19 protein-coding genes are annotated in these 25097 nt (G+C 64.8%); 10 read left to right on the forward strand and 9 right to left on the reverse strand.

Annotated elements, in window-relative coordinates; translation table 11 throughout:
* Positions 1-28: 28 nt before the first annotated feature.
* Complete coding sequence (locus N4264_RS13955; RefSeq protein WP_261697625.1) at positions 29-508, reverse strand: VOC family protein; 480 nt, start codon at positions 506-508, stop codon at positions 29-31.
* A gap of 223 nt (positions 509-731) precedes the next feature.
* Between N4264_RS13955 and N4264_RS13960 the strand changes: the two genes are divergently transcribed.
* Positions 732-2720: a hypothetical protein gene (locus tag N4264_RS13960; RefSeq protein ID WP_261692862.1), complete on the forward strand. Its 1989-nt coding sequence runs from the start codon at positions 732-734 to the stop codon at positions 2718-2720.
* Positions 2721-2742: 22 nt separating this feature from the next.
* Here N4264_RS13960 and N4264_RS13965 read toward each other — a convergent pair whose 3' ends face one another.
* The 4 genes from N4264_RS13965 to N4264_RS13980 all read right to left on the reverse strand — a co-directional run bounded on the left by N4264_RS13965 (position 2743) and on the right by N4264_RS13980 (position 7281).
* Entirely contained in the window at positions 2743-4986 is a 2244-nt protein-coding gene (locus N4264_RS13965; RefSeq protein ID WP_261692863.1) for a xanthine dehydrogenase family protein molybdopterin-binding subunit, read from the reverse strand.
* Positions 4983-5447 (reverse strand): (2Fe-2S)-binding protein, encoded by a 465-nt coding sequence (locus tag N4264_RS13970; RefSeq protein ID WP_261692864.1) that lies wholly within the window; start codon positions 5445-5447, stop codon positions 4983-4985. The genes N4264_RS13965 and N4264_RS13970 overlap by 4 nt, the downstream gene beginning before the upstream one ends.
* A 188-nt stretch (positions 5448-5635) precedes the next feature.
* Complete coding sequence (locus N4264_RS13975) at positions 5636-6178, reverse strand: Rossmann-fold NAD(P)-binding domain-containing protein (RefSeq protein WP_261692865.1); 543 nt, start codon at positions 6176-6178, stop codon at positions 5636-5638.
* On the reverse strand, positions 6175-7281 hold the full coding sequence (locus N4264_RS13980) for a helix-turn-helix domain-containing protein (RefSeq protein WP_261692866.1): 1107 nt from the start codon (positions 7279-7281) through the stop codon (positions 6175-6177). Before N4264_RS13980 ends, N4264_RS13975 begins: the two co-directional genes overlap by 4 nt.
* 241 nt (positions 7282-7522) lie before the next feature.
* Between N4264_RS13980 and N4264_RS13985 the strand changes: the two genes are divergently transcribed.
* The 3 genes from N4264_RS13985 (at position 7523) to N4264_RS13995 (ending at position 10365) form a co-directional block, all read left to right on the forward strand.
* Positions 7523-8335, forward strand: a complete 813-nt coding sequence (locus N4264_RS13985) for a DUF2306 domain-containing protein (protein ID WP_261692867.1) — start codon at positions 7523-7525, stop codon at positions 8333-8335.
* A 45-nt stretch (positions 8336-8380) separates the two neighbouring features.
* Positions 8381-9118, forward strand: coding sequence for a hypothetical protein (locus tag N4264_RS13990; protein ID WP_261692868.1), 738 nt, complete (start codon positions 8381-8383; stop codon positions 9116-9118).
* Positions 9119-9384: 266 nt separating this feature from the next.
* A complete protein-coding gene (locus tag N4264_RS13995) occupies positions 9385-10365 on the forward strand; it encodes a serine hydrolase domain-containing protein (RefSeq protein WP_261692869.1) in 981 nt (326 codons plus the stop codon).
* A 63-nt stretch (positions 10366-10428) separates the two neighbouring features.
* Here the strand turns inward: N4264_RS13995 and N4264_RS14000 are convergent, their stop codons facing one another.
* Positions 10429-12876 (reverse strand): FG-GAP repeat protein, encoded by a 2448-nt coding sequence (locus N4264_RS14000; protein ID WP_261692870.1) that lies wholly within the window; start codon positions 12874-12876, stop codon positions 10429-10431.
* Positions 12877-13653: 777 nt separating this feature from the next.
* Between N4264_RS14000 and N4264_RS14005 the strand changes: the two genes are divergently transcribed.
* On the forward strand, positions 13654-14301 hold the full coding sequence (locus N4264_RS14005) for a DUF2625 family protein (RefSeq protein WP_261692871.1): 648 nt from the start codon (positions 13654-13656) through the stop codon (positions 14299-14301).
* A gap of 44 nt (positions 14302-14345) precedes the next feature.
* On the opposite strand, the gene N4264_RS14010 is transcribed toward N4264_RS14005, so the two are convergent.
* Together N4264_RS14010 and N4264_RS14015 are read right to left on the reverse strand one after the other, a co-directional pair.
* Positions 14346-15017, reverse strand: coding sequence for a class I SAM-dependent methyltransferase (locus tag N4264_RS14010; protein WP_261692872.1), 672 nt, complete (start codon positions 15015-15017; stop codon positions 14346-14348).
* 183 nt (positions 15018-15200) lie between these two features.
* On the reverse strand, positions 15201-15623 hold the full coding sequence (locus N4264_RS14015; protein WP_261692873.1) for a DUF1801 domain-containing protein: 423 nt from the start codon (positions 15621-15623) through the stop codon (positions 15201-15203).
* Positions 15624-15771: 148 nt separating this feature from the next.
* Between N4264_RS14015 and N4264_RS14020 the strand changes: the two genes are divergently transcribed.
* From N4264_RS14020 to N4264_RS14040, 5 genes are all read left to right on the forward strand, one after another.
* Positions 15772-16452, forward strand: coding sequence for an alkylmercury lyase family protein (locus N4264_RS14020; RefSeq protein WP_261692874.1), 681 nt, complete (start codon positions 15772-15774; stop codon positions 16450-16452).
* 83 nt (positions 16453-16535) lie between these two features.
* Positions 16536-19985: a sensor histidine kinase gene (locus N4264_RS14025; protein ID WP_261692875.1), complete on the forward strand. Its 3450-nt coding sequence runs from the start codon at positions 16536-16538 to the stop codon at positions 19983-19985.
* A 50-nt stretch (positions 19986-20035) separates the two neighbouring features.
* Positions 20036-20596: a hypothetical protein gene (locus N4264_RS14030; RefSeq protein ID WP_261692876.1), complete on the forward strand. Its 561-nt coding sequence runs from the start codon at positions 20036-20038 to the stop codon at positions 20594-20596.
* A 263-nt stretch (positions 20597-20859) separates the two neighbouring features.
* Positions 20860-21498, forward strand: a complete 639-nt coding sequence (locus tag N4264_RS14035; RefSeq protein WP_261692877.1) for an FHA domain-containing protein — start codon at positions 20860-20862, stop codon at positions 21496-21498.
* Positions 21499-21608: 110 nt separating this feature from the next.
* The gene (locus tag N4264_RS14040; protein ID WP_261692878.1) at positions 21609-22187 is read left to right on the forward strand and encodes an ECF-type sigma factor; all 579 of its coding nucleotides are present in this window, start codon (positions 21609-21611) and stop codon (positions 22185-22187) included.
* Positions 22188-22197: 10 nt separating this feature from the next.
* Here N4264_RS14040 and N4264_RS14045 read toward each other — a convergent pair whose 3' ends face one another.
* Positions 22198-24945 carry a serine/threonine-protein kinase gene (locus tag N4264_RS14045; RefSeq protein WP_261692879.1) on the reverse strand — a complete coding sequence of 916 codons (2748 nt, stop codon included), beginning with the start codon at positions 24943-24945 and terminating at the stop codon, positions 22198-22200.
* Positions 24946-25097 lie beyond the last annotated feature (152 nt).

Raw genomic sequence — 25097 nt, forward strand, 5'->3', positions numbered from 1 at the left:
GCTGGCACGCCAGCGCCGGATGTACGCCTCAGCCGCGGCGGGCAGCCTCGATGGTCGCGATATCTATCTTCCGCATCCCCATCATCGCGTCGAACGCGCGCTTGGCCGCCGCCGGATCGGGATCCGTGATGGCAGCCGTCAACGCACGCGGCGTGATCTGCCAGGACAATCCCCATTTATCCTTGCACCAGCCGCATGCGCTTTCCTGCCCACCGTTGCCGACAATGGCGTCCCAAAGACGGTCGGTTTCGACCTGATCGTCCGTTGCCACCTGAAATGAGAACGCTTCCGTTTGCTTGAACTGGGGGCCGCCGTTGAGGCCCACGCAGGGAATGCCGAGCACGGTGAATTCCACCGTCAGCACATCACCTTCTTTTCCCGACGGGTAGTCGCCGGGCGCCCGGAGGATCTTGCCCACGGCACTGTCCGGGAAAATCTTTGCGTAGAACGTAGCGGCGTCCAGGGCGCCGCCGTCGTACCACAGGCAGATCGTGTTCTTGGGGGGCATCAGGTTCTCCCGGGCAGATGGGAACGCGGACATACGACAGACATTTTGCCCTTTGTACCGCTTTGCAATCCACTGCAGGCTCGCTTCCTTCGCCGAGCTCGCCTTCTTCTGCCGGAATCGCGCACTGGCTCGCACTTTGCCTGGCCCGCGAAGCACTTCCCCGGCGAGAGTGAATTAGTGACTCGTGCACGTCTTCTCCATCCGGACCCAGGGCAGGTGCGCCATGAACCGACTCAGTGCAAGGCTCGTCGTCGCGGCGGCATTTGGATTCGCCCCATTCGCGTTGCCAGCCGCGACGACCGTCGAGGACAGGATCTTCGCCGGCCGTTTCGAATGTGTCGCGGGGTGCCGCTTCCATTTCCTCGCTGAGATTTCGGGCAACGATCCTGCGCCCTGGGCGGCTGTGCTGGCGACCTGGTATGGCTTCAACGGCTTTGGCTTCTGGGCGCCTCTGTCGGCGGCTAGCCAGGCGTACATCGCCAGCTCGCCGTTCGCGCTGTCGGCCTACATGCCGGCCGCCAATCGCGACATGCCCAGCTACGGGTATGACTGGGATCCGGAAAACATTCCCACGCTGGAGGCGCAACTGCGCAGTCTTGCCGACGCATCTGCCGAGCAGGGCCGGATCGTCTGGAACGGAATGGCCGAGTTTGACCAGGGCGGCGGCGACTGGGCGCAGGGCAGGCCGCCGCCGAGCGCGGCTCTGACGCGCGAGCAAAACTACGTGCGTTACCGCGACTTCTACCTCCACACCCTGGGCATGGGCGGCGTGCTCGGCCGGACACCCGAACAGCGCGGGTATGTGTTCGCCGCCGTGGCGGACTTTCCCTGGACGGCACACTGGGCCTACGACTGGGGAGCGGACCTGGTCATGGGCGAGCGCATCATCGACGAACTGAGCGGTATCGTCCCAGGCATGAGCTTCTATCGCGGTGCCGGGACGCAACATGGAAAAGCCTGGGGATTTGACTTTTCGACGTGGCGCTACTGGACCGATTCACCGACCGAGTACGACGCGCAGGATCGCCTCACCGGAGGATGGTCGGCCAGCTGGTTCGAACGTCACCTCTACCTGGCATACATGGGGGGCGCCGATGTCGTGCACATGGAGCCGGCTGAATACTTCAATCCCTCCGGTGCGCCAAATCCGCTGGGCGCCACCGTCGGTGAGTTTGCCGCGTTCGCGATCGACCGGCATCCGGTCCGGCCGCGTTCGCACGTACCGTTCGCTTTGATGATCGATCCCTATTCGGGTTTCGATCCGAAATTCGGCGAGTACCTGCAGGGCGACGGTGTCTGGTACGGCCAATTGCCCTATGCGGACAGCGATCACCTCATCGATAACCTGCTGCAGCTGGCCTATCCCGGACACGAGCGACACGGAACGCTGGTGCCCGGTGGTCCGCAGAACGTGGCCGAGTACCGCGCACGACTGGCTGCGGGCGAAGACCCGCGGCCGTGGGAGCCCATGGGCACGAGCCGTTGGGGCGATGTGTTCGACATCCTTACGACGACGGCCAGCACGCCTGCGCTGGTCCGGCATCGCGTGCTCGCACTGGCCACTGCGCAGGCCATGACACCGGCCCTGCGTGATCGCGTGCGTCGCTTCGTCGCCGCGGGGGGCGTTCTGGTGATCAATGCAGCGCAAGTCGCGCCGGACGACGCGTCACTGAGCGGCGTCGAGCTCACCGGCGTGACAGCGCAATCGAACAACTCCGTGTGGCTGGGCGACGGCACCGGTTTTGGCGAGCCCACGTACCGTTACGCGAAGGTGGCCCTGCAGGGAGCGGCCGTCGTCGCGCGCAACGCGGCGGGCGACCCGCTGATCACCCGCTACGCTATCGGAAGCGGGGAGGTGTACCTGGTCACACCCATCTTGTTCCAGGACGATGCGCGCCAGCAGATCCTGGGCATTGTGGGCAAGTTGTTTGACGTGCTGGCAGCCCGTTATGCGCCGGCAGCCGTCGAGGGGCCGCCAGCGCTGTATCAGCTCAATGCCGATGACCGTCACACCACCGTCGCGCTCTACAACGGCGCTGGCAGCGTATGGTCGGGCGCGGTGCGATTTCCGCGTCCGACGGGAGCCTTCCGGACCGTCGAATGGCGTAGCGATGCATCCGTGCCGCACCAGGTCGACGCAAACACACTGCTCGTGCCGGCCAGCGTTCCGCCGTATGGCGTCAGGATCTACGCGCTGGAACGATTGCCATAGGGAAGCCTTCCGGTGCCTTGCCCTACGCGAACGTGACGAATTTGCTGAAAGGCATTTCGCGCAGCCGCTGGCCGGTGGCAGAAAAGATCGCCGCAGCCAGCGCCGGAGCCGCCGGCGGCACCGGCGGTTCGCCCACACCGCGGATACGCGGCGCGTTCTGCAGGCCGCGAACGACTATGCGGGGGCACTGATCCAGGCGCATGCCCCGGAACTGCGGGAAATTTGTCTGTTGTGCCATGCCGTCGGCATAGGTGGTTTCGCAGTTCATCGCATGGCCCAGACCCCAGATCACCGCACCTTTGACCTGATTGTCGAAGTTCACCGGGTCGACGACACGACCGACGTCCAGGGCGGTGTATACATTGTCAATACGAATGCCATTGGGAGTCTTCGTGACCTCGACCACCTCGGCCACGGGTACTCCGAAGCTGTCTACGAAGGCGACACCGCGTCCGCGTCCGGGTTCCAGCGGGGAGCCCCAGTTGGACAGCTCGCCCACTGCCTCGAGCACTTTGCGGGAGACGTCGTGGTTGCACAGCCGGAGACGTTCCTGCAGCGGGTCCGCACCGGCTGCATGAATCAGTTCGTCCAGGAACGCGTTGGCGAAGAAGCCCTGTGTCGAAGCGCCGACCGACCGCCACGAACTGGTGGGCGCCAGCTCCGGCACTTTGTAGGCGCGCAGGCGGAAGTGCGGAATGGCAAACGGCTGGTTCCAGGCGCCGGCCGCGATCTGGCCGTCCGCACCGGGCGGCCGGGACTGGCCCAGCCGCGACGCCTGCGAGGCCGATGAACTGACAGTTGCCACCTGCAGGTCAAACGCGTGAACCTTGCCGTCCTTCACGACGCCTTTGCCACGTGCCATACCGATCTGGCGCGGGAAGTCGTGGGCGAAATCCTCCTCGCGGGAATAGGTGAGCTTCACTGCCGTGCCACGCATCTGGTTCGCTATTTCGGTACACAGCAGGATGTTCTGGAACTCCAGCCGATGGCCAAAGCTGCCGCCGGCATATTGCTGGTGATACCGCACCTGCTCGGGTCTCATCCCGGTGATCGCGGCGACCTTCTGCTGCACGAAGCGTGGCATCTGGTGTGCTACCCACACATCCACGCTATCGGGGTTTACCCGGACGACCGCATTCAAGGGTTCCATCGGAGCGTGGGCGAGATAGGGCGCCCGGTATTCGGCTTCGATGAGGTCCTCCCGCGCGAGAGCAGTGTCCATCTCACCGTCGTCGCGCCATTGCTTGTCCATTCGCTCCGGTGTGAAGCTCGCGGCAACGGCAGCCCAGTGGTCCTTCATTTCGGCCGGATACGGTGCCTGGCTCCATTCGCAGTCGATGAGCCTGGCCGCCTGGATGGCGCGCCAGGTGTTGTCCGCCACGACCGCGATGCCATTGGTCACGGGGAGAATCGTCATGACGCCCCGAAGATTTCTGGCCTTGCTGTCGTTGTGGCGGATCAGCGTTCCGCCCTGGCGCGGATTGACCTTTACCGTCGCATGTACCATGCCATCGATTGCCAGGTCGATGCCGTACCGCAGCGTTCCAGTGGATTTTGAGACAATATCCAAACGTTGCATCGGCTTGCCGACAAGGCGCCAGGCGGAAGGATCCCGGAGCGTCACATCCGCTACGGGTTCGAGCGTTGCAGCGATTTCCGCCAGTTCTGTGTACATGAGCGCCGTACCGTCGGGCAGCCGTACGGCGCCGCGCGCCGTCTTCAACTGCGCAACCGGCACTCCCGTCTTGCGGGACGCGGCGAGCTTGAGCGTCTCGCGGGCGACAGCGCCAGCTTCCCGGAGCTTGTCGAAACTGTCCGGCACCGCTGAAGAGCCGCCGGTCACCATCAGGCCCATGACCTTGAAGATCCCGCCCATGACGTCCCGCATCGTCTCGGCTTGCCAGCTCACATCGTGCGAGTGAAAGGGCACCTGTTCTGAAGCGACTGCGCGGTTGTAGTAGGCCTCCGCCGGTAGGCCGGGCTCGATGGCGAACTGGCCGAACTCCAGGTCCAGTTCCTCGGCAATCAGGGCTGCCTGCATCGAGTAGGCGCCCTGGCCCAGATCCGAATGGGAGGTGATGAGGGTGACACCGCTTCTGTCGATCCGGACCCAGGGCGTCAGTGCCGCCTCGCCGGGCTTCAGGCCGGCCAGCAGTGGGTTGGGATGCGGCTTGCGCACCTGGTAGATGCCGAACAGCACGCCGCCAGCCACGGCAGCCGATCCAATCAGGAATGCGCGGCGGGTGATGCGGCTGGCGCGGCTCAAGGGGCCTCTCCCCGCAGGGTCTTCGCGGCGGATTTCACGGCTTCGCGGATCAGTGGATAGGTGCCACACCGGCACAGGTTCGCCGACATCGCCTGGTCGATCTGCTCGTCGGTGGGCGAGGGGACTGTCACCAGGAACGCCGCAGCCGTCATGATCTGACCGGACTGGCAGTAGCCGCACTGGGCGACCTGGTGGTCAATCCAGGCCTTCTGCACCGCGTGCAATGCATCGGGCTGACCGAGCCCTTCAATCGTCACCACCGGCGCCGCAACAGCACTGGCCGGCATCACGCACGACCGCACTGCGGCGCCGCCCACATGGACCGTGCAGGCGCCGCAATACCCGATGCCACAGCCATATTTCGGGCCGGTGATGTGCAACTCATCGCGTAGCACCCACAGGAGCGGCATCGTGGGTTCCACATCCACTTCATGGTCGTGCCCATTGACGTTCAGTTTCATGCGAGGCTCCTGGCGGGCGAAGCAACTCACGATCACAGGCCGGGCGGAAAACGTGGCTCAGGCGGGCGGACGACGTTCGCGCTGCAGTGATCCGGAAAGCAGGATGGTATTGCCGGTTGCCGACGGAACGGCTGCCAGCAACGCGGCTGCAACGGCTGAGGCGCGTATGGGCTTGTAGTTCGCGGGAATCAGAAATCCGAGGGCGTTGCCGAGTACGCCCCCCCCCAGAACTCTCCCCGGCGGGTGGGTTGGCCGAGCATTTCCCGGTTCCCGAGCAGAAGGGACGGGCGGGCGATAACCCTCCCTGTGAAGGGCAGTGCCGCCACGGCGTCTTCGAGTTCGCCTTTCACCCGGCTATAGAAGATCGACGATCGGGCGTCGGCGCCCATGGAGCTCACCAGGCCGAGGGTTTTCGCCCCGGCGGCCACCGCGGCAGTTGCCACTGCCAGATTGGCGTCGTAGTCGATCGCGCGAAAGGCCTCCTGGCTTCCGGCGACCCTGATCGTCGTTCCCAGCGCGAGGTACACCTCGTCAGCCGGCGGCAGGGCGGGCAACGCGGCAAAGTCGACGCTGTGCGCGGTCAGCTTCGGGTGCGGGGCCGGATTTCGTCGGCCGAGGCTGTGTACGGCACCGACGCCGGGATCGGCAAGCAGCCCCTCCAGGATCTGCCGGCCCACCAGCCCCGTTGCACCGGCGATAAGGGCGACGCGAGCTTTGGCGCGCGCCGTCATGCCGTCGCCACGGAAGCCGCTGTGTCACGCGGACCGTCCAGCGCCTCACTGCGAAACGCGCTGGGCGTCTGGCCGGTGCTGGCCTTGAAGGCGCGGTTGAAGGGGCCGATCGAGGCAAACCCGCTGTCGATGCCGATCGCCAGAATGGAACGGGAACGCAGCGCCGGATCGCTGAGCAGGCGTGTCGCGTGATCGATCCGGTAGCTGTTGATGAAGCGATTGAAGTTCGCGTGTCCGAGGCCCAGCGTGATGGCCCGGCTGATGCGGTAGTCCGGCGTTGCCAGTGCCTCGGCCAGGTCAGCCACTTTCAGTTCCGGCTCAAGGTATAGCGATCGGTCGCGCACGCAGGATTCGATGCGGCGGGCCAAGGCGAGGTCGTCGTCATCCGGGAGCCGTTCGGGTTCGGAGGGGGTAGCAGCGATTTCCTCGACCAGTGGATTCCGGGTACGAAAATGGACGGCATAGCCGGCCACCAGCAGCATCACAAGGGCGCTGGCTGCCTCCAGCAACGGGCCGATCTGCGCCAGGGGCGAGGTCGGATCCTGGGTCGGGCTGGTCCACAGCGTGCAGGCGAGTGCGCAGGCCACATAGGTACTGAGAAAGAGCCAGCGCAGTCGCCGCTCGGCGGCTGGCAGGTCGCGGCGCCACTCGCGCGCGCCCTCCCAGAACGCCAGCAACAGGACGCCAGAGCCGAGCAGCTGAATCCACTCGGCAATACCGCCGGTAGCAATGCGATACAGGGGGTTGCCGAGCACTTCCTGTGCGGCGACCAACTGCATCAACTGACCGAGCACGATGGGCGCAGACAGCGCGGCCGCAAACAGGATGTGCCGGGCCTGGAAGGGCTGTCCGGTCCGGAACAGCGCCCGTGAAACCAGCCAGAACACGTTGCAGGTAGCGCAGGCGCCCATGCCGACGAGGTAACGGTAGCTGCCCAGCGAGTCGGCCATCGCGGCCTTGGCCAACATCAGGCAGAGGGAGCCGCAGAACACCGCCCAGGTCACATGCAGAGCCGTCTTGCGCGGCGTGGCCAGCAATGCGAACAGCCAGGCCAGTCCCACTGCGATCGCCGCGAACTGCGTCAGCGTTACCAGCGAGTCCATTGGCGGCGCCCACTCCATCGTCGAGAGGGCGCCATGGTTGCGTGGCCGGCAGTCACGGTCAACTCCCGATAGTCAGGGGAGAACGACGGTCATCTGGTGCAGCCAAAGGTCATGGTGGACCGAAAAGCATTCGCCGATTTCCGAATCGGCGAGACGCGAGTCGTGGGATCGCCGACAACGGAATGCGCGGGCCCGCCAGGTGACACCCGGCCCGTCACACCACCTCGCATAAGGCCACTGCATGAATGCAATCGCTATCCCCTTACCCCGTTCACGCGGCGGAACGGCCCTCGCGCTCGTGGCGGCCGCCTGGTATGCCGTCGCCGCGGCCGGTCATTGGCTGTTCGTCTACTACCTTGCCATTGCCTACGGCGCGCCGACCTGGGCGGGTGACGCTGCAGCGTGGAACCGCAAGGCGATCGTCGGCCATGTCGCCGGCGATACGGCTGGCAATGCCTTGTTCATCAGTCACGTTCTGCTGGCGATCGTGCTCTCACTCGGTGGCCTGCTGCAGCTGGCTCCGCAGGTTCGGCAGCGCTGGCCGGCGCTCCACCGTTGGAACGGGCGCCTGTTCCTGGCAATCGCAGCGGTGGCAGCGACCAGTGGGCTGCTGATGACCTGGTGGCGTGGGGCCCATTTGAGCCTTGGCGGTGCCGTGGGGATCAGCGTGAATGCGGTGCTGATCCTTTTCTTCTCGGCGCTGGCTCTCCGCTACGCCCGTCACGGCCAGTTCGCCAGGCATCGGCGCTGGGCGCTGCGGTGCTTCATGGTGGTCAACGGCGTGTGGTTCTACCGGCTCGGATTTTCGGCCTGGATCCTTCTGAATCAAGGGCCCCGCTGGAGCACACCGGCCGTGGACGGCCCCTTCGACCTGGCCTGGGCGTTCGGCTGCTACCTGCTGCCGCTGGCCGTGTTGGAGCTGTATTTCCTTGCCCAGCGCGTGCAGTCGGCCCGCGTGCGAATGGCGATCGTGGTTACGCTGGCTGGATTCACCGCGTTGACCGCCCTGGGCGTCTTCGGCGCCTACCAGCTTCTGTGGAAACCACATCTGTAGTCACGTCCTGTTGGGGGCGCGGCTGGGCCGCGCCTGAGTCGTGCGATGAAAAGTGGCCTGTTCGCGGCCTGGTCAGAAGTCATTGGAGAAATGGTGATGGAACGTTTGCAAAAGCTTGGCGGAATAGCTGCTCTTGTCGAGGCGGCTCTGTACATTCTGTTGTTTGCCTTTTTCGGCGCGTACTGGAAGTACCCCGTCGATGCTGGCGTGGTCGAAAAGCTGGCCTATCTGGCCGACCATGCAGCGTTGCTTGCCAGCATGCACCTGGCCGGCTTCGTCGGCTTTGGCGTCGCGCTGGCGCTGCTGGTTCTTGCGGTCCATGAACGATTGAGGGCGGGCAGCCCTCTGCTGGCGCGTCTGTCGGCCGTCTTCGGAATGCTATGGGTCGGACTGGTGATCGCAGCTGGCATGATTGCCAATGTCGGATTGTTCGCCGCTGTCGATTGGGCGGGCAAAGACCCGGATCGCGCATTCGCCATGTACTCGACGATCAACGTGGTCGTCGAGGGCATTGGCGGCGGCAATGAGGTTGTCGGCGGCCTTTGGGTGCTGCTCCTCAGCATTGCCGCCCTCGGTGGCGCTCTATCAAGGCCGTTGTGCTATCTCGGCCTGCTGGTAGGCGCAGCAGGTATCGCGACTGTCGCGCCTGGCGAAGCAACCAAGGCGGTTTTCGGACTGAGCCAGATCGCCTGGTTCATCTGGCTGGGCGTGGCCTTGTTGAGACACGGGCGTAGCCGTAATAGCTCAGGAAGCTTTCATACTGCGGTGCCGGTGACGCCCTAGGATGGCGCGTTCCTCCACCTGGAAGCATGCGCGCCATGAATTCCCTGTCGACTTGCAAGCTGCTCCCCATCGGGATTCGGTGTTTGCTGGCAGTAGCGTCAATTCCACTGCCTGCACATGCGGCGGCCGCCACGGACGATTGCAAGCCAGATGCAGCCTATAGTGGGCCGCCACGACGCCAACTCCCGCTGGACGCGGCGTGGTCCGTCGGTGAGGGTAGCGACGCCGCGCTGGATACGAAGACGGCCCGTCGGCTCCAGGCGGCGATGCAGAAGGCCCTGACAGCGACCCGGGCAACCGCCATGACGGTGGCGGTCAAAGCACCGGGAAGGGGTACCTGGCAGGCCCGTCATCCCGGGAGCGGGCCGGAAATGCTGCACTATTGGGCGAGTGCGGGGAAGTCATTTGTCGCTGTTGCCGTGATGCAGCTGATGGAAGAGGGCAAGCTCGCGCTGACTGATCCCATTTCCCGCTGGGTGGAAAATGTACCCAATGGTGAAATGATCACCGTGGAAATGCTGCTGTCGCACACCAGCGGCCTCTACAGCTACAACGAAGATCCCGCCTTCCGCGCTGTAAGACGGCGTCTGTCGGCAACCGAGGTCGTCACGATCGCGCGCGAGCACGGTCCACTGTTCTGTCCAGGTACGAACTGGCGCTATTCGAACACCGGCTACACCTTGCTGGGCGCGGTCATTGAAGCCGTTGAGGGAAAGCCATTGGAGCAGGCGTTGACCGAGCGCGTGGTTGCCCGCCTGAAACATGGACGCGTCCGGACGATTGTCAGGGAGGACGCACTGGCGGACATCGCGTCGCCGGCTTCCACTACCGATGAACCTGCCGTTGATCCGCGAACACCGGGCGCTTCCGGACCGATCGCCGCGGACGCCGAAGGCATGGTCGCGTTTGAAAGTGCCTTGCTCCAGGGGCATCTGGTTCGCCTCGAATCCCTGCGCCTGATGTATTCGCGCCTGTATCCGATGTTCGGGCAGCCCATGAGTTACGGCATGGGTGTGATGGCCTACGAGATCCCGTCGACGCAGGGCGACCCCGCTATCTGGATTGGCCATAGCGGCGGCGCGCCGGGTGTGAAAGCCGTCGTGGCCTATTCGCTGGCCGACAACGCGTATGTCGCCGTTGCGCTCACTGGCGATGGATCTGCGGAAGCAACGGCAAATCTCCTGATCCAGGCGCTGCGACCGGTGCAACCAACGTCGGAGGCGCCGGCCGAAGCACGCCGGGAATAGGTCCGCCACTCCCGCCGGCGAAAGCCGGGGGAGTGGTTCACTATCGCTTGCTACGGCCTGTTTCTAGCGCTTCGCCTGCGTACCGTCGGACAAGACTTCCCACGATCCGGCGAACACCGCTCCTCCCTTGCTGGTGCCATAGGGTGGTGGGGTCGATGCATAGGGGGCGCCAATCAGGACATAGGAGCCGGATATCGCAACGGCGCGGCCGAACTGTGCGCGGGCGTTGATGATCGGTGCAACCAGGCGCTCACGCCATTGCCAGCCGTCGACGCCATGGCTGAAGCTGTGGGCGACACCGGCGCGTGCCAGCCCATCGACCGCTGCCATGGGCGCGCCGACCAGAACGGCTGGACCATCGATGGCGACGGCGGAGCCGAACTCGTCACCGGCTATTCCGTCGGGTGCCACCAGTTCGGCAGTCCGGTTCCAGCTGCCATTGGACTTTGTGAACACGTACGCTTTTCCGCGCCGCTCGAGCGAGCCGGGGCTGCCGACGATAATGCGTCCCTCGTCGATCTGTACCATTTCGCCAAAACGATCGCCGGGTTGGCCGTCCATGTCTGTCAGCCGTGCGCGCTGAGTCCAGGTGCCATTCACCAGCGCGAATACGTAGGCGGCGCCGCGCGGCGTGTTTCCGCCCAGGGTGTCGCGTGGTGCACCCACGACAATTGTGTTGCCCTGGATGTCGACGTAGCGGCCGAAACCACCGGCCCCCGGAGAGGCCGGTGTCAGGACAGCCTTGCGTATCCACGTACTGTTTTCGCGTTCGTAGACGATGGCTGCGCCCGGTTGCTGAAAGGTGTCGTCACTGCGTGCGCCCACGACGATGCGCGATCCGCTGGCGGAGACCGATTCACCAAATCCCTTGTAGGGAAGGTCCGGTGCGGTCAGGATCGCGTCCTGCAACCACATTTGCTGTTCGAACCGGGATACTTCCACGGAGCCTGACCCGGAACCCGGACGACCCGCCACGGCGACGCGGCCATCGATGGCAACACTTTCGCCGGCACCGGTGTCCGGGTCACCGGGGCTTGAGGCGCGTCCCGGCCACCACCCTCCCCAGTAGCGCTTCAGATAGATCTGCGCGCCGACACCGGCGTAGCTGGGCGCGCCCACCAGGGCTGTTTCTCCGTCGGCACTGATGGACATGCCGACAGAGGCCCGGCCGCCACCGCCCACCGCGATCGCATCGCCGGTTCTGCCATCGAAGAGCGGCAGCAAATACTGTATGACCGCGCCCTGTTCTTCGAAATCGTCATCGAATGTCGGTACGCCGACAAACAAGTCCCGCGATACATCCATCGGTATCGTGAATTCACCGCGCACATTCGCGTGTTCCACGGTGCCGATGGCGGTCCACCGGTCAGAGAAATATTCAAAGCCGGTCACGTGGGCGAGGTCCCCTTGCTGCGGCTGATCTGCGGCATACAGCCTGCGCACGTCATCCACCTTCATCAGCACGGAGGCGCCAAATCGCGCATTGGCCGCCGGTTGTGGCGATAGGACGATCTGCGGACTGCTCCACTGATCGGTCATTACGCGATCGAACACGCCCACCTGGCCGGCGGATGTTTTGCCGTCCACCGTCGCGTAGGGTGATCCCACGACGATTTTGTGCCAGTTGACCGCCGCCACGGGGACTGAAGGTACCGCTTCTGCTGGCCTCGATCCGGCCGCGGGCATCGACGCAAGGGCAGTACGACTCCAGACGCCATTTCTGCGGTCGTACACGACCGCGGTATCCCTCGCCGGGCCTCCATCCGTGGCAATGACAGCGCCCACGACCACCATGTCGCCATAGACGGCAACCTGGCGACCGAACCCGGAGTTCGTCCAGCCGTCGTCGGGCAGGAGGACGCCCTGTTCGGTCCACGTGTCACCACTTTGGGTGAACACGACGGCACCCTTGCCCTTGCTCCCGACGACTAAGGTGTCTTCGAACAGCGCCAGGGACGTTCCGAATTCGGCGTCGCAGGGCAGGCTTGTGGATACGATCCTGGCCTTCTGGGACCACACCTCCTGGCCGCTTTCGAAGACATAGACCGCGCCACAGCCATCGCCCGGGGCGCCGGCAATGGCAATCGGCTGGGGAAATGGCAAGCTCCGGGCGGCGACCGAGGTCCCGAAACGGGCGTGCTTGCGTTGCGTTGATGGAATGAGCTTGGCGAAGGGGCGCCCGAGCAACCCGGGGCGCATCAGATAGACGGAACCGGCATTTTCTGGTCCACCTGCGCTGTCGCCCGGCAGGCCGACAACGACCGCATCCTGTGATACGGCAAGGCTGGCACCGAACCATTCGCGTGCGCCGCCGTCCCAACCAAGGCTATCGAGGAGGCCGCCGGTAACCAGTTCCAACGGGTTGCCGGATTCACTGCGTTTGATTTCGTTGGCCGACAGGTTGCAGGTCGGTGTACTGCTGCCCAGGATCACCAGTAGCGCAATCGCGCTACCCGATACCCGATGCCGCCAGGACGATCGCTCCTGCGTGTATGAAATGACTTGTCTCATTTGAGGTCATCCAGAGAATGGGAGGATGACGTGTGTATCGCCCTGCTTCCCGCAAGGTGGGCCCCCGGCGTGACACGCGTCAGGCAGGTACCCGCGACGGGAGGGGAAACATGGTCAGCCGCTAGCAGGGAAGGGTGAAAGATGGGCGTTACGTCACAGTTCCGTACGGCGTGTCGCCAACGGTGCTACGTCATTGCCAGCACCGGGAATCCACCATTGCTATCACCCACCGGAGTTAGCGGTAGCGACAATCGCTGTCTTGCGGCCGTCGTTTTTCTGTATGCGAGGAAGCGGCGTAGCGCTGCCGGAACCACGTCGGCTCGGCGAACCGTCTCAAATCCGGCGAACATGCGGCTGATCGGCCGGTTCAAGGTCAGCATGGTGCTGGTCGACGCTGATGGTGCCCGGCGGATTCGTCGGGCTGTGTGCGCGGACCGGACTCTTGATGGACTCCAGGTCGATCGATCGCTTCGCTTTGGGTAGCGCCGGGTTATGGCGGGTGGGCACACGTGACGTTGCCCGGCACGCCGACAGGCTCGACCAGTGGCAGGCGGCGAATGGAGAGGGCAGCGCTGGAGTCCCGAAAAGGGTCCACTCCGATACCGAGCTGGGGTCGCCGACGCCACCGCACAAACCGACCAGCGTTGCCAACACGCCCTCAGACGGGCTGGCTGTGTTGGGGTTCTATGCTAGTTTCTGCGGGTGTCATGGAGGACGCCAGGTGGGCACCAGGGATGCGTCGAAAATGCTGCACCGCAGAGAGGATGGCCTGACACGATGCGTACCCTGTACGAACTCATCGACCTCCACGAGCCAGCGTTTCCCCTGGTGCGCCAATGGGCTGCTTCCGCTGTCAGGTCGGTGGAGATCCTGCCTCCGTCGGCCCAACGCGATGCGGCCCTGCTCAAGGTGCAGGTCACCACCCGATCGCCAATGGGAGCGATCATCCATGATACCGGCGGTATCTTGGTCGATGGAGGATGGCTGCGCATTCTAGGCTCCGGCCACCCCCGGCTGACACGAACGCTGCCGGGCTGGAACGTCGGGCGCGGCGAAGGCTTCCTGCTCGTCGCCGACGACGCCGTCGGGGGGTTCTTCGCCATCAACGGCGGCGCGCTCGGCGGCGATCCGGGTGGCATGTACTACTTCGCACCCGACTCGCTGGCGTGGGAACCGCTGCACGTGGGCTACTCCGAATTCCTGCAGTGGTCCTTTTCGGAGGGGCTTGGCGCCTTTTACGACTGGATCCGCTGGCAGGGTTGGGAGGACGACGTGCGCACCTTGCAGGGCGACCGCAGCTTCAGCTTCTATCCCTTCCTCTTCACTGCGGAAGGCGAGGGAGGGCGCGGGTCACGAAGCGATGTCGATGTCGCCGAAAGCTGGACGCTGAGCCTCAATTTTGCGAGCCAGCTTGGCGCCCGGTGAGCCGCGTAGCCGGGTATTTCCGGCGCGATCCCGAATAGACGACCCTAGCCGGGTTCTTTCGCAACGAACAGCGCCACCTTGCCCTGCACGCGAATGTCGACTTTCCGGAAATGCCGGTTCAGGGCATCGGAGAGTGAATCGACGGTGTCGAACCGATTTCCGAAGATGCCTTTGCGATTGTAGACGCGCATCAGCGTGCGCCCGAAGGCGTTGTGGCTGGCGCAATCGCCGAGGATCGTCGCGCCGTACAGCACGCCGGTGGCCGCCAGATGTGGCTTGAGATGGGCGAAGACATCCGCTTTCTCCGTCATCGTGCCTGGAAGGCAATGGAGCAGGTAGAACAGCGAGATCGAGTCGAACGGTGCGGCGCCATCGAGTGCGATGGGGCGCATCACGTCCCTTGCGTACAGACCGGCGTTGGGACGTCCCATGCGCCTGGCGGCTGTGCGCAGGCTGGTCTCGTTGAGATCGAGCAAGGCGACGGCACGGTTGTCCGGTGAGCCAGCGTGCGCGAGGTAGTAGCCGGTCCCGACGCCGACATCGAGGTGACGGGCTCCCAGGTGTTCGCGATAGAACGGCAGCAGCACCTGCGTCGTGGAGCATTGCCAGGCCCACCGGTTGGATACGCCGAGCACCCACGCGTCGTACGCCTTGAGTACGAAGGGCGAGTAGACCGCTGCACCGGCCTGGGTGTCGAGGGAAGAGGCGTTCTGCATGGTGATCATCCTTGATGGGGACGGAAACAATGTGAGGTATGGGCTAGGTGCGCCGCTGGATGACCGATCGTGTGTAGCGGGTGAGGATACTTACCCGGGCGCGCTGAATTTGAAAGCCTTTGGCGGCTCGACGCCGGGAATTCCGCTCCGGAACCGCCGACCTGTCCGGCAGGCCACTGGACGCTACGGCTTGCCGTACCGTTTCTTCACGTGGGCGATCGACCCGGCGACCAGCTGCTCCAGCACCTTGATATCGATGTCGGCAAGTCGTTTGAAGTACAGGCACGACTTGCCCATCTTGTGCTTGCCTAGCCTGGCGAGCAATGCGGCTTGCTCCGCATCGTCACAGCCCAGGTAGACGACCAGGTCGCGACCGCGTATGGCAAAGCCGGCCATACACATCTCACCGGAGTGCCCACTGGGATAGGTATACGTGTACGAACCGTACCCGACGATGCTCGGCCCCCACATTCTCGGCGGCTGTTTGGTGAGCTTGCCGAGCATTGTCATCAGCGTCTTGCAGTCAGCCGTCTGTTCCTCGCTCGCTCGCGATGCAATGTAGTCCTCGATGCCGGCGTCGGTGGGTCTGGTCTTGATCGGGGCCATTGCGTGCATCTTCCGTCGGTGAGGGGCGAATCGGTATCGGTTCATACGGAGACGGAGGCGTTCCGTTCCGCGGTGGACGCGCCTACTGTAACCTGCCACGACCGCTGGGCAGCGGGCACCGGATGCAGCCTTTGACGAGAATTCGGCCGTGACGAATCTTTCCACATTGCACGAAGCCATCATCTGCGGGTTTCTCCGGAACCAGCGGGCACCGACGATCAGCGAGATCGCCGCACGGTTCCGTTGTGATGAAACGACGGTGCGAAGCGGCTTGCAAGCCTTGGCGGAGTACCACGGCGTGGTGCTCCATCCACATTCGGGTGAGGTCTGGGTGGCCCATCCATTCTCTGCCGCACCGACGACCTGCGTGGTCAGATCGGGGGCATGTGCCTGGTGGGGCAATTGCGCCTGGTGTTCCCTGGGCGTGGCGCACCTTGCCGGAGGTACGGCGACGATCGAGACGCGCCTGGGCGCGATGGATGCGCCGGCCACGATCCGGATCGAGGACGGCAACCTGCTGGATAAGGACTACGTCGTCCACTTCCCGATTCCCATGCGCAAGGCCTGGGAGAATGTCATCTACACCTGCTCTGTCATGCTGGTGTTCCGCACCGGGGCGGAGGTCGACCACTGGTGTGCGACGCGCGGCATCCCCAAGGGCGATGTCCGCCCGATCGAGCAGATCTGGCGGTTCGCGGCAGAGTGGTACTCCCGTCACGCGGACGCCGACTGGAAGAAGTGGTCCGTCAGCGAGGCCACTGATCTCTTTCGCCGGCACGGGTTGGACGGGCCGGTCTGGACGCTGCCGGATCAATCCGGGCGTTTCTGAAGTCCCCCGGCAAGCTTTCGGGGCGACCTGTTGGTCACGCCGATTTGCATTCGTCCGCCCGCCACCTCGGTTAGGATGGCGCCGTGCCCAGCGCAGCGTCCTCCGCAGACTCCTCCGGTCGGCTCGACTACCGGCCGGTGGTATCCATTTGGCGCTTCCTGCGCATTTGTTTGTTGATCAGCGGTGCCCAGGCCTGTTTCAGTGCCGGGGCACGTGCTGCCGAGCTGCCAGATCCGCCGCCGGGACACTATGTCTTCCGCAGCTACGGCCCCGAGCAGGGGCTGACCAATACCAGTGTCGTCCGCCTGCTGCAGGACCGGGTCGGCTTCCTCTGGGTCGGCACCGAGGACGGCTTGTACCGCTACGACGGCTACCGTTTCGACGAATTCGGCCTGGCAGCAGGGCTGCCGTCGACGCATATCTATGCGATCCACGAGGACCCGGATGGCCAGCTCTGGGTTGGCACGCTGGCGGGGCTTTGCCGACGCCAGGGGCGCCACTTCGTCGCAGTTGCGCCGGACGTGGGGTTGCCGCGGGAAGCCATCAACGGGATTGCCGACGGGCCGTCCGGCCTGTGGATCGCCACGCCCCAGGGGCCATTTGCCCGCACGGCCGATGGTCGGTTCACGACGGTCGCCGACTGGCCGGCCGGCGAAGCGACGGCGCTGTGGCGGCGCCGCCAGGCACAGCGTGTGTGGCTGGCACACTGGAACGGGCAGGGCAGCGTGCTCAGTTGGAACGGCGGTCACTGGACCCGTTTCGAGCTCCACGCGCACCAGCGTATCGACGCCATCGTGGAAGACGGTGGCGGCCGCGTCTGGGCCCGTACGCCCACACGCCTGTGGGTGCTGGAACCGGGCGCCACTGGTTTCGTCGAGGCGGCCACGCCGCTGCCGCTGGTAAGCAACCGGAGTTACCTGGCCGTGGACCGTCGCGGCGAGCTGTGGGTGTCCAATGACCGGGGACTGATGCATCGCGGTGAAACGGGCTGGAACATCATCGGTCCCCGGCAGGGGCTGCCCGGAGGGCCCTGGCCGTTCCTGGAAGATCGCGAAGGTTCCATCTGGGTCGGCACGGTCGGCCTGCACCGGTTGCTTGGGCGAGGTGCGGTGCACGCCTACACCACCTCGGAAGGGCTGCCCTACAACGTCGTCTGGTGCATTCATCGTGATCGCAGGCAACGGCTGTGGGTGGGCACCAGTCATGGTCTTGCAGTGCTGGAAGGCGATGCGTTCCGAACCATTGCCGGCACCGAGTCAAATACGATCCGCTCGATTGTGGAGAGCCCGGACGGTCGCCTGTACATGAGCGGTGTACCGGGCAATGACGTGTTGATCTACGACCCGGCCAGTGAACGGATTCAACGGGTCGAAATCGGTGCAGCCGATCCCAAGCGCACCTTCCGACTGCTGCTCGATGGCGAGGGGCTGCTCTGGGCCAGCACCGACCGGGCAGGTCTGTTCCACGCGGATACGCGGGCTGACACGCTGCGCTTCGAACCGGTGACATTGCCCGGAGGCAGTGCGCAGGAGTCGGTCAGTGACGTCCGCGCAGATGCCGCCGGTCGGATCTGGGCGGCGGGCCGGAATGGCCTGGCGCTGCGCGAGAACGGGCACTGGCGACGTTTCACGGCGCAGGATGGACTGCGCCAGGACAGCGTGGCCTATGTGTTTCCACGCCGCAACGGCGAACTGCTGGTGCCGTACGTCGAACCGTACGGTATTGCGAGGCTCCGGTACGAAGGCGGCAAGCTGCGCATCGTGGGACATCTGGACAATGCCACAACGCAATCCGCCGACAAGGCGTATCTGGTGGGTGAAGACCGCGACGAGCAGATCTGGATCGGCGGCGGCAAAGGCGTCGACGTCGTCGGCAGCGGCGGCACCGTGCATTTTGGCTATACCGAAGGGTTGGTGGGGGAAGACACGGCCAGCATGTCGTTCCTGGCCGAAGCCAGCGGGAATGTATGGATCGGCACCACGCAGGGCCTGGTGCGCGTGGATACCCAGGCGCTGCACACCCTCGCCGACCCGGTGCCGCCAACGGTCGCGCTGATTGATATCACCCTTGGCAAACAATCGCTCCTGCCCACCGACACCACCGTGCAGACGCCCTATGGCGACAACACCTTCGCGGTGCGGTTTGCCGGCTTGAGTTTTCTCGGCGAAGGGAAAATCGAATACCGCGAGCGCCTGGCCGGTCGGGAATCCGAATTCAATACGAGCACAACGCGCGAGGCGCGCTATTCCGCCCTGGCGCCTGGCCGCTACCGCTACGAAGTGGCGGCGCGTGTCGTTCCCTATGGCGCGTGGGGGCCTGCCACCACGTTCGAGTTCGAGGTGCTGCCGGCGTGGTGGCAATCCTGGTGGACACGCGGACTGGTCATCGTGTGGATACTGGGGCTGGCTGTCCTGGTGTTCCGTTGGCGCACGGCCGCCTTGCTCCGGCGCAACCGCGTACTGGAAGCGCAAGTCGCCGAACGCACGGTGGCGCTGCGCGAGGCAAACCTGGACCTGAGCCGCGCGAATCTGCAGCTGCACGTGGAAATCGACGAGCGCGTCGCCGCGCAGACGGCGTTGACCCAGCAAAACAGCGCACTGGAAGCACTCAACCAGCGTCTGGTGGGTACCCAGAACCAGTTGCTGCAGTCGGAGAAAATGGCCTCGGTGGGCCAGCTCGCCGCCGGCGTCGCTCACGAGATCAATACACCGATTGCGTACGTGCGTTCCAACCTGGGCAGCCTGGAGCACTACTGGCAGTCCGTGGTATCGCTGCTCGACGCGTACGCGCGGCTCGAACCGCGCGTGGATCCGACGTTGCCGGAATTGGTGCAGGCCCAATCGCTCAAGGCATCGATCGAGCTGGACTACCTGCGCGACGACACCGTGCAGTTGCTGGGCGAAGCCAAGGACGGGGTCGACAAGGTCAAGAAGATTGTCTCGGACCTGCGGGACTTTTCCCATCTGGATGGCGCCGAATGGCAGTCGGTTGACGTGCACGAGGGGCTAGCCAGTACGCTCAACCTGATGGCATCGCCACTGCGCGACAAAGAGATCGAAGTGGTCACGCAGTATGCGGACCTGGCGCCGATCGATTGCCAGCCATTCCAGCTCAACCAGGTATTCCTGAATGTCCTGACGAACGCGGTGCAATCCATCAGCGGAAAGGGACGCATCATTCTGAGCACCGGACAGGACGACACGAGCGTCTGGATTCGCATCACGGACACCGGTTGCGGCATCGCACCGGAGCATCTGCCCCACGTGTGCGAACCCTTCTTCACCACCAAGCCGGTCGGATCCGGCACCGGCCTGGGCCTGTCGGTGGCCTACGGAATCGTGCAGGCGCATGGCGGGCATCTGGAAATTGCCAGCGAGCCGGGGCAGGGCACCCAGGTGACGATCCGCTTGCCGCGGCGCAGCGTGCGTCCTCTGGACGCGGGCGTCGGCGCGGTGTCGAAGCCGGCGGCGACAACCATCACTGCAGCCCGGCCGGCGCAGCCGACCGGAAACGGCAGCAATGGCCTACACTGAAAATCAGGCAACGGTGCCCGTTGCTCAACGGCACTCCCGGAGTACCCCTGATGGCCATTCGCAGCACTGCCGTTGCACTTTTCATGGCCTCGGGCGCGATCGGAACCGCATGGCCTTCGGCTGCGGGCGCCTGCAGAATCATGCAACACCATCCCGGTCCGTCCTACGTCCAGCCGACCCCGGAAGAAGCGGCACGGCGGGTCGCGGAGACGATCGCGACGAAGACCAGGAGAATGATGGAGATTCTCGGCAAAGGCGACACGGTATTCGTGGGAATCGCGGAAAGGACCGAGGAAGGAGAAGGCGATGCGCGGAAAACCCGTTTCCGGATTGTCGAGCGGATAGCCGGACGTCTATGGGGCCGATTTGCCACGATCCACTGGACGGAATACGTCATGGACGACGGCTGTGAGTCGCACTGGAACGGCTACCAGATGCAAATGACCTATTTGATCGTCACCAGCAAGGGCAGGCCGATCCTGGGACGGCCGCTGGATAATCCGGATTTGCCCGAGCTTTTCACCTTCGAGGCCGCGGTGGATGTGGCCAGGAAGGCGGCAAAGGCCGGCCTGGTCGGTGAATCGAAAAACAAGAATGGTACCTCGCGCTAGAGCGCCGGCGACCCCATCCTCGCCCCGCGTCCGCCCGCATCACCAGCCATCGGCGGGGCGAGTATCGCCAGTTGGCATCCCGTGACGCTTTTCACCGCCCGGCCGCGTTCTCAGCTACGAGTTCGACAAAGCGGCGGGCGTTTGCAATGGGCAAAGGGTTCAGGTCGCTGGCGTCTTCCGGAATCGCCTGCAGGGGGGCGGGAGGGGCCGCTGTCCACGGGCGATTTTCGCGGGAGCAGGGACGGCCCGCCCCGGGCTGTGACATGTATTTGCGCGGTATTACGTTCTCTGGACGTAACTCCTCTCTGGACGCAGGCCGTCATGATGCGGTTTCTCAAGACACTCCTTCAGCCCTGGATTCGCCGGCGCCAGGCACGTCAATTGGCCGAACACGCCATGGCCTGCCTGGACAAGGCGCGAACAATCCGTCCGGTTCGTCGACGACCGGTGCGCGAATGAGCCATCCGACGCCGCTGCCCGACGGCGCAAATTCCGTGTCCGACTCAGGTGCGGACGACAATCGCGCCACTCCGCTGGCAAACCGGTTCGATCATCGACGGGTGGCCGCTGACGGGGCTCGCCACGGGGTCGCCGATTCCGCGGCCGAAGCGCCGGCTGCCTCCTACACCCTCGTCATCATGAGCGGGCCGCGGATGGGCCTGCAGGCGCGGATTGGCGACGACCCTCTCATTATCGGCCGAGGCGCCGAGAGCGGCATCCGTCTGGATGATGTGCGCATCTCGCGCCGTCATTGTGAACTGTGGCGCAGCGAAGGGGCCGTGTGGGTGCGCGACCTCGGTTCGAAAAACCGGACGATTCTCAATGGGCGCTTTGTCTACTTCGCCGAGGTATGGCGGGGCGACTGCCTGACGATCGGCGATACGGTGATCGAAATCGTGTGACGGGCCGCGGGGCCGTCGCATGGCGCGTCGGGAGGCGGTTTTTCGTTTGGCGCCGAGGCAGGCGCCGGGGCCGGATACTCATGCGCGGTATCAGAAGAGGGTATGACACAATGATCGCCAGTCACCCCGATGCTTCGCCAATGCCGCAGACCCCTCCGGATTCACTGGCCGCCAACGCGCTGTTTGCCGGCGTATACCAACGCTTGAAGGCAATGGCTGGCCGCCAGCGCTACAACGCCGGTTCGCCCGCGACCTACAGCACGACGGAAATCGTGCATGAGCTGTATCTGCGGGTCTTTAACGAGCGTGATCTGATCTTTGAGCGGGAACTGGAGTTCTTCGGGTATGCCGCGAAAGCGATGCGGCACCTGCTGATCGACCTGGCGCGCAAACGCATGTCGCTGAAAGACGGCGGGGATATCGTGAGAATTGCACTCACCGATCCGCTCGCCAGCGGCGTGTCGGTCGATCCCTCGCTCGCGCTGGAGCTCGACGCTGCACTGGCCGTGCTCGCCGCCGACTCGCCCCGTGCCGCCCAGGTGATGGAACTGCACTATTTCGCGGGGCTGCCGCTCGCGCGTGTGGCGGAACTCATGGCGCTTTCACCGCGAACGGTGGACCGCGACTGGCAGTACGCGCGTGCCTTCCTGATGGCGCAGCTGTCGGAGCAACGCGGACAGCCGTCGTAGCGGCGGCGTTCTACTCCTCGCCCCTCAGGCGGCTGAGCCGGCGTTGCGTTGCGTGCGGAAGTTCCAGGAGGGGAACCTGCATCGTCGCGAACTCGTCCATGGCTTTCCGAGACGCGCTGGTCTGGCCCAGGCGCTGAAGAATATCGGCGCGCAGCACGAGAACGGTGGCGCGGCGGGCCTGGTCTTTCGGGTCCGTGCGGGCCAGCAGGGCGAGCGCGGCATCCGTCTGTTCCAGGGCTTCCTCGTGGCGATCGGCGTGGGCGAGGGCGTTGGCATAGGCCGCTGTCGCCAGCGCCGCGTTGCGCGACTGCCCGTGGCCTGAGCGCGCTAAACTGGCAAGCGCGCCCACGGCCAGCGAGAGGGACTCGGCGGTTTTTCCGAGATCCGCCGTGATAGTGGAAAGACCGGTCATGGACGCTGCCACCGACGGGTGATCCGCGCCAAGGGACCGGCGACGGACCTCCAGTGCCGTGCGCATCTGCGTTTCCGCCTCGGCCAGGCGCCCGGCGCGGTAGTAGCCACTGGCCAGATTGTGGCGGGCGCGTGGACACACGTCGTCCTGCACCCGTGTGCGCTCGCAGTGGGCAGCCACTTCCAGGAACTGGGTCGCAGCCGCTTCCAGTTTTCCCTGTTGCATCAGTACGTACCCGCTGGCCTCGATCGTCTTGGCGACCTCGATGTGGTCTGCTCCCAGCGATTGGCGTTGCATCCGAAGCGCGTCGGCCAGCGCGTCCGTCGCACCGGCGAAGTCGCCGCGTCGGACAAGCAGGTGCGCCAGATCGCGTTGCGTCTTGGCGATGGATTCGTGTGCCGCAGGATAGATTCGTCGTTTGAGCGCCAGCAGTTCCCGCGCCCGGGATTCTGCGTCGGCGGAACGGCCAAGGGCGTCGTTTGCCACTACCAGGTTCGCGACACCCTGCACGTAGCGGATATCCTCTGGCAAACCGCCGTCGCGCCAGCGTTGCAGCTGCGGTTCGATGGCGGCGATCGCTTCCACGTTGCGGCCCAATACCGCGAGTGTGTTGCCGACTTCCAATCGTGCCGCAACGGCATCCTGGCTCGACTCGCCCAGCAGCTGCGCCGATACCGCCGCCGCCTCGCGGACGTGTTCCAGGCTGCGTTGTCGTTCGCCCGAATCCATCTCCGCGCGAGCCAGCACGTGAAGGGCGCGGACCAAGGGCCGCGCCGGTGCGTTTCGCATCCGCTCCACGATCGGCAGCAGTGCCTGTACCGCCTCCGTGGCGCGACCGCTGCGCTGCCAGCCATCTGCGCGCAGGATGGATATCGCCATCAGCGCGGCGGTGTCGCGCGACGCCGCGGCGTAGGTCGCGGCCTGCTGCAGCGCCTTGTCCGCGGCTTCGTAGCTGCCCAGCGACAACCACACTTCGCCGATCGCCCGGGTCAGCTCCGAGCGGGTCGCGTTGTCCAGGTTTGTGGTGCCTTCCAGTCGAAGCGCGGCCTGCGTGACTAATGCCTCCGGCGTAGGGCGTTGCTCCCGCGGCAGGTTTGCCTTGGCCGAATCGAAGACATCGAGTACGAAGTCCCGGACTGTGTTCGCCCTCACAGCCTCCTGCTGGGCCAGGCGCCGCTGGTACAGCGCCGTCGCCAGGCTAGACAAGATGGCCAGGAGAGTCAGAAGCGAAAGGGCCGTAGCGAGCCGATGCCGCCCGACCAACTTCTTCAGGCGATAGGACAGGCTTGGGGTGCGTGCGCTGACCGGTTGCCCGGCGAGCACGCGATCGATGTCGGCGGCGAGCGCCTCGGCAGACCGGTATCGCTGCGCCGGATCCGTGTCTGTCGCCTTGAGCGCGATGGCATCGAGGTCGCCGCGAAGCCGGCGCGCAAGCAGGTGCCGGGCCGGGAGTCCTGCTGGCAGCGCGTGCGTTCCGCGCGCGACGGCCGCACTGAGTACCGCTTGCCGCAACCGGTCGCCGGTCAACAGTTCGCCCAGCATGACGCCCAGCGCAAACACGTCAACGGCGACCGTGGGATGGTCGCGATAGAACTGCTCCGGTGCGGCGTACTCCGGCGTCAGCGAGATCGTCTGGGTCAGCTCTGTATTCTGATCACCGGTCTGCAGTTTCGCGATGCCGAAATCCAGCACTTTCAATTGACCGTGCGTATCGACCAGCGCATTCGATGGCTTCAGGTCGCGATGGACGACGAGCATGGCGTGTGCCGCGTCGATCGTTCGGCACAGTTGTGCGAACAGGGCAAGGCGTTCCTCGATCGAAAGTCCGCGTTGATCGGCGTGGCGGGTTATCGGCGCGCCTTCGACCAGCTCCATGGCGATATAGGGGATGCCATTGTCGCTGACGCCGCCTTCAATCAGGCGCGCGATGTTTGGATGATTCAGTTGCGCGAGGATCGCGTGCTCGCGGCGAAAGCGGCGGTCGGCGCTGCTGGAAAACAGTCCGGCCCGGAGCATCTTCAGCGCGACGAACTGCGTGCCACTGCCGGCTGCGCGTTCCGCGCGGAACACCACGGACGACCCGCCTTCGCCGATTCGCTCGTGGATCACGAACGTGCCGATGGTCTTGCCGAGCAGGTGCTCATCCCATTCGCGGGGACCGCGCAGCTCGTCCAGCACCTCGCCGATGGAGACATCCAGCCAGCCCCGCTCGTCGGCATGCGCGGCCAGCATGTGGCGGAGCGTTCGAATCTGGTCGGCGCTCAACGGCAGGGTCGTCAGGCGCGCCTCCTGCTCGTGTCGTGGCAAGTCGATCAATGCTTCGAACGCCTGGCGCAGCGGGGCCATCGCACTCTCCACCGGAAGTATCGAGCGTAAACGGAATCGAGGGGCGCAGTGCGCCGTCCGTCGCCATCGAAGTGGGGGACGAGGATGCCATCGTGTTCTCGGCGTCGGCAACCGTTGTCGCCCTTCCGGGCCGGGTTCGCTCTTTAGCCCAT

The organism is Tahibacter amnicola (assembly GCF_025398735.1).
Lineage (GTDB): Bacteria > Pseudomonadota > Gammaproteobacteria > Xanthomonadales > Rhodanobacteraceae > Tahibacter > Tahibacter amnicola.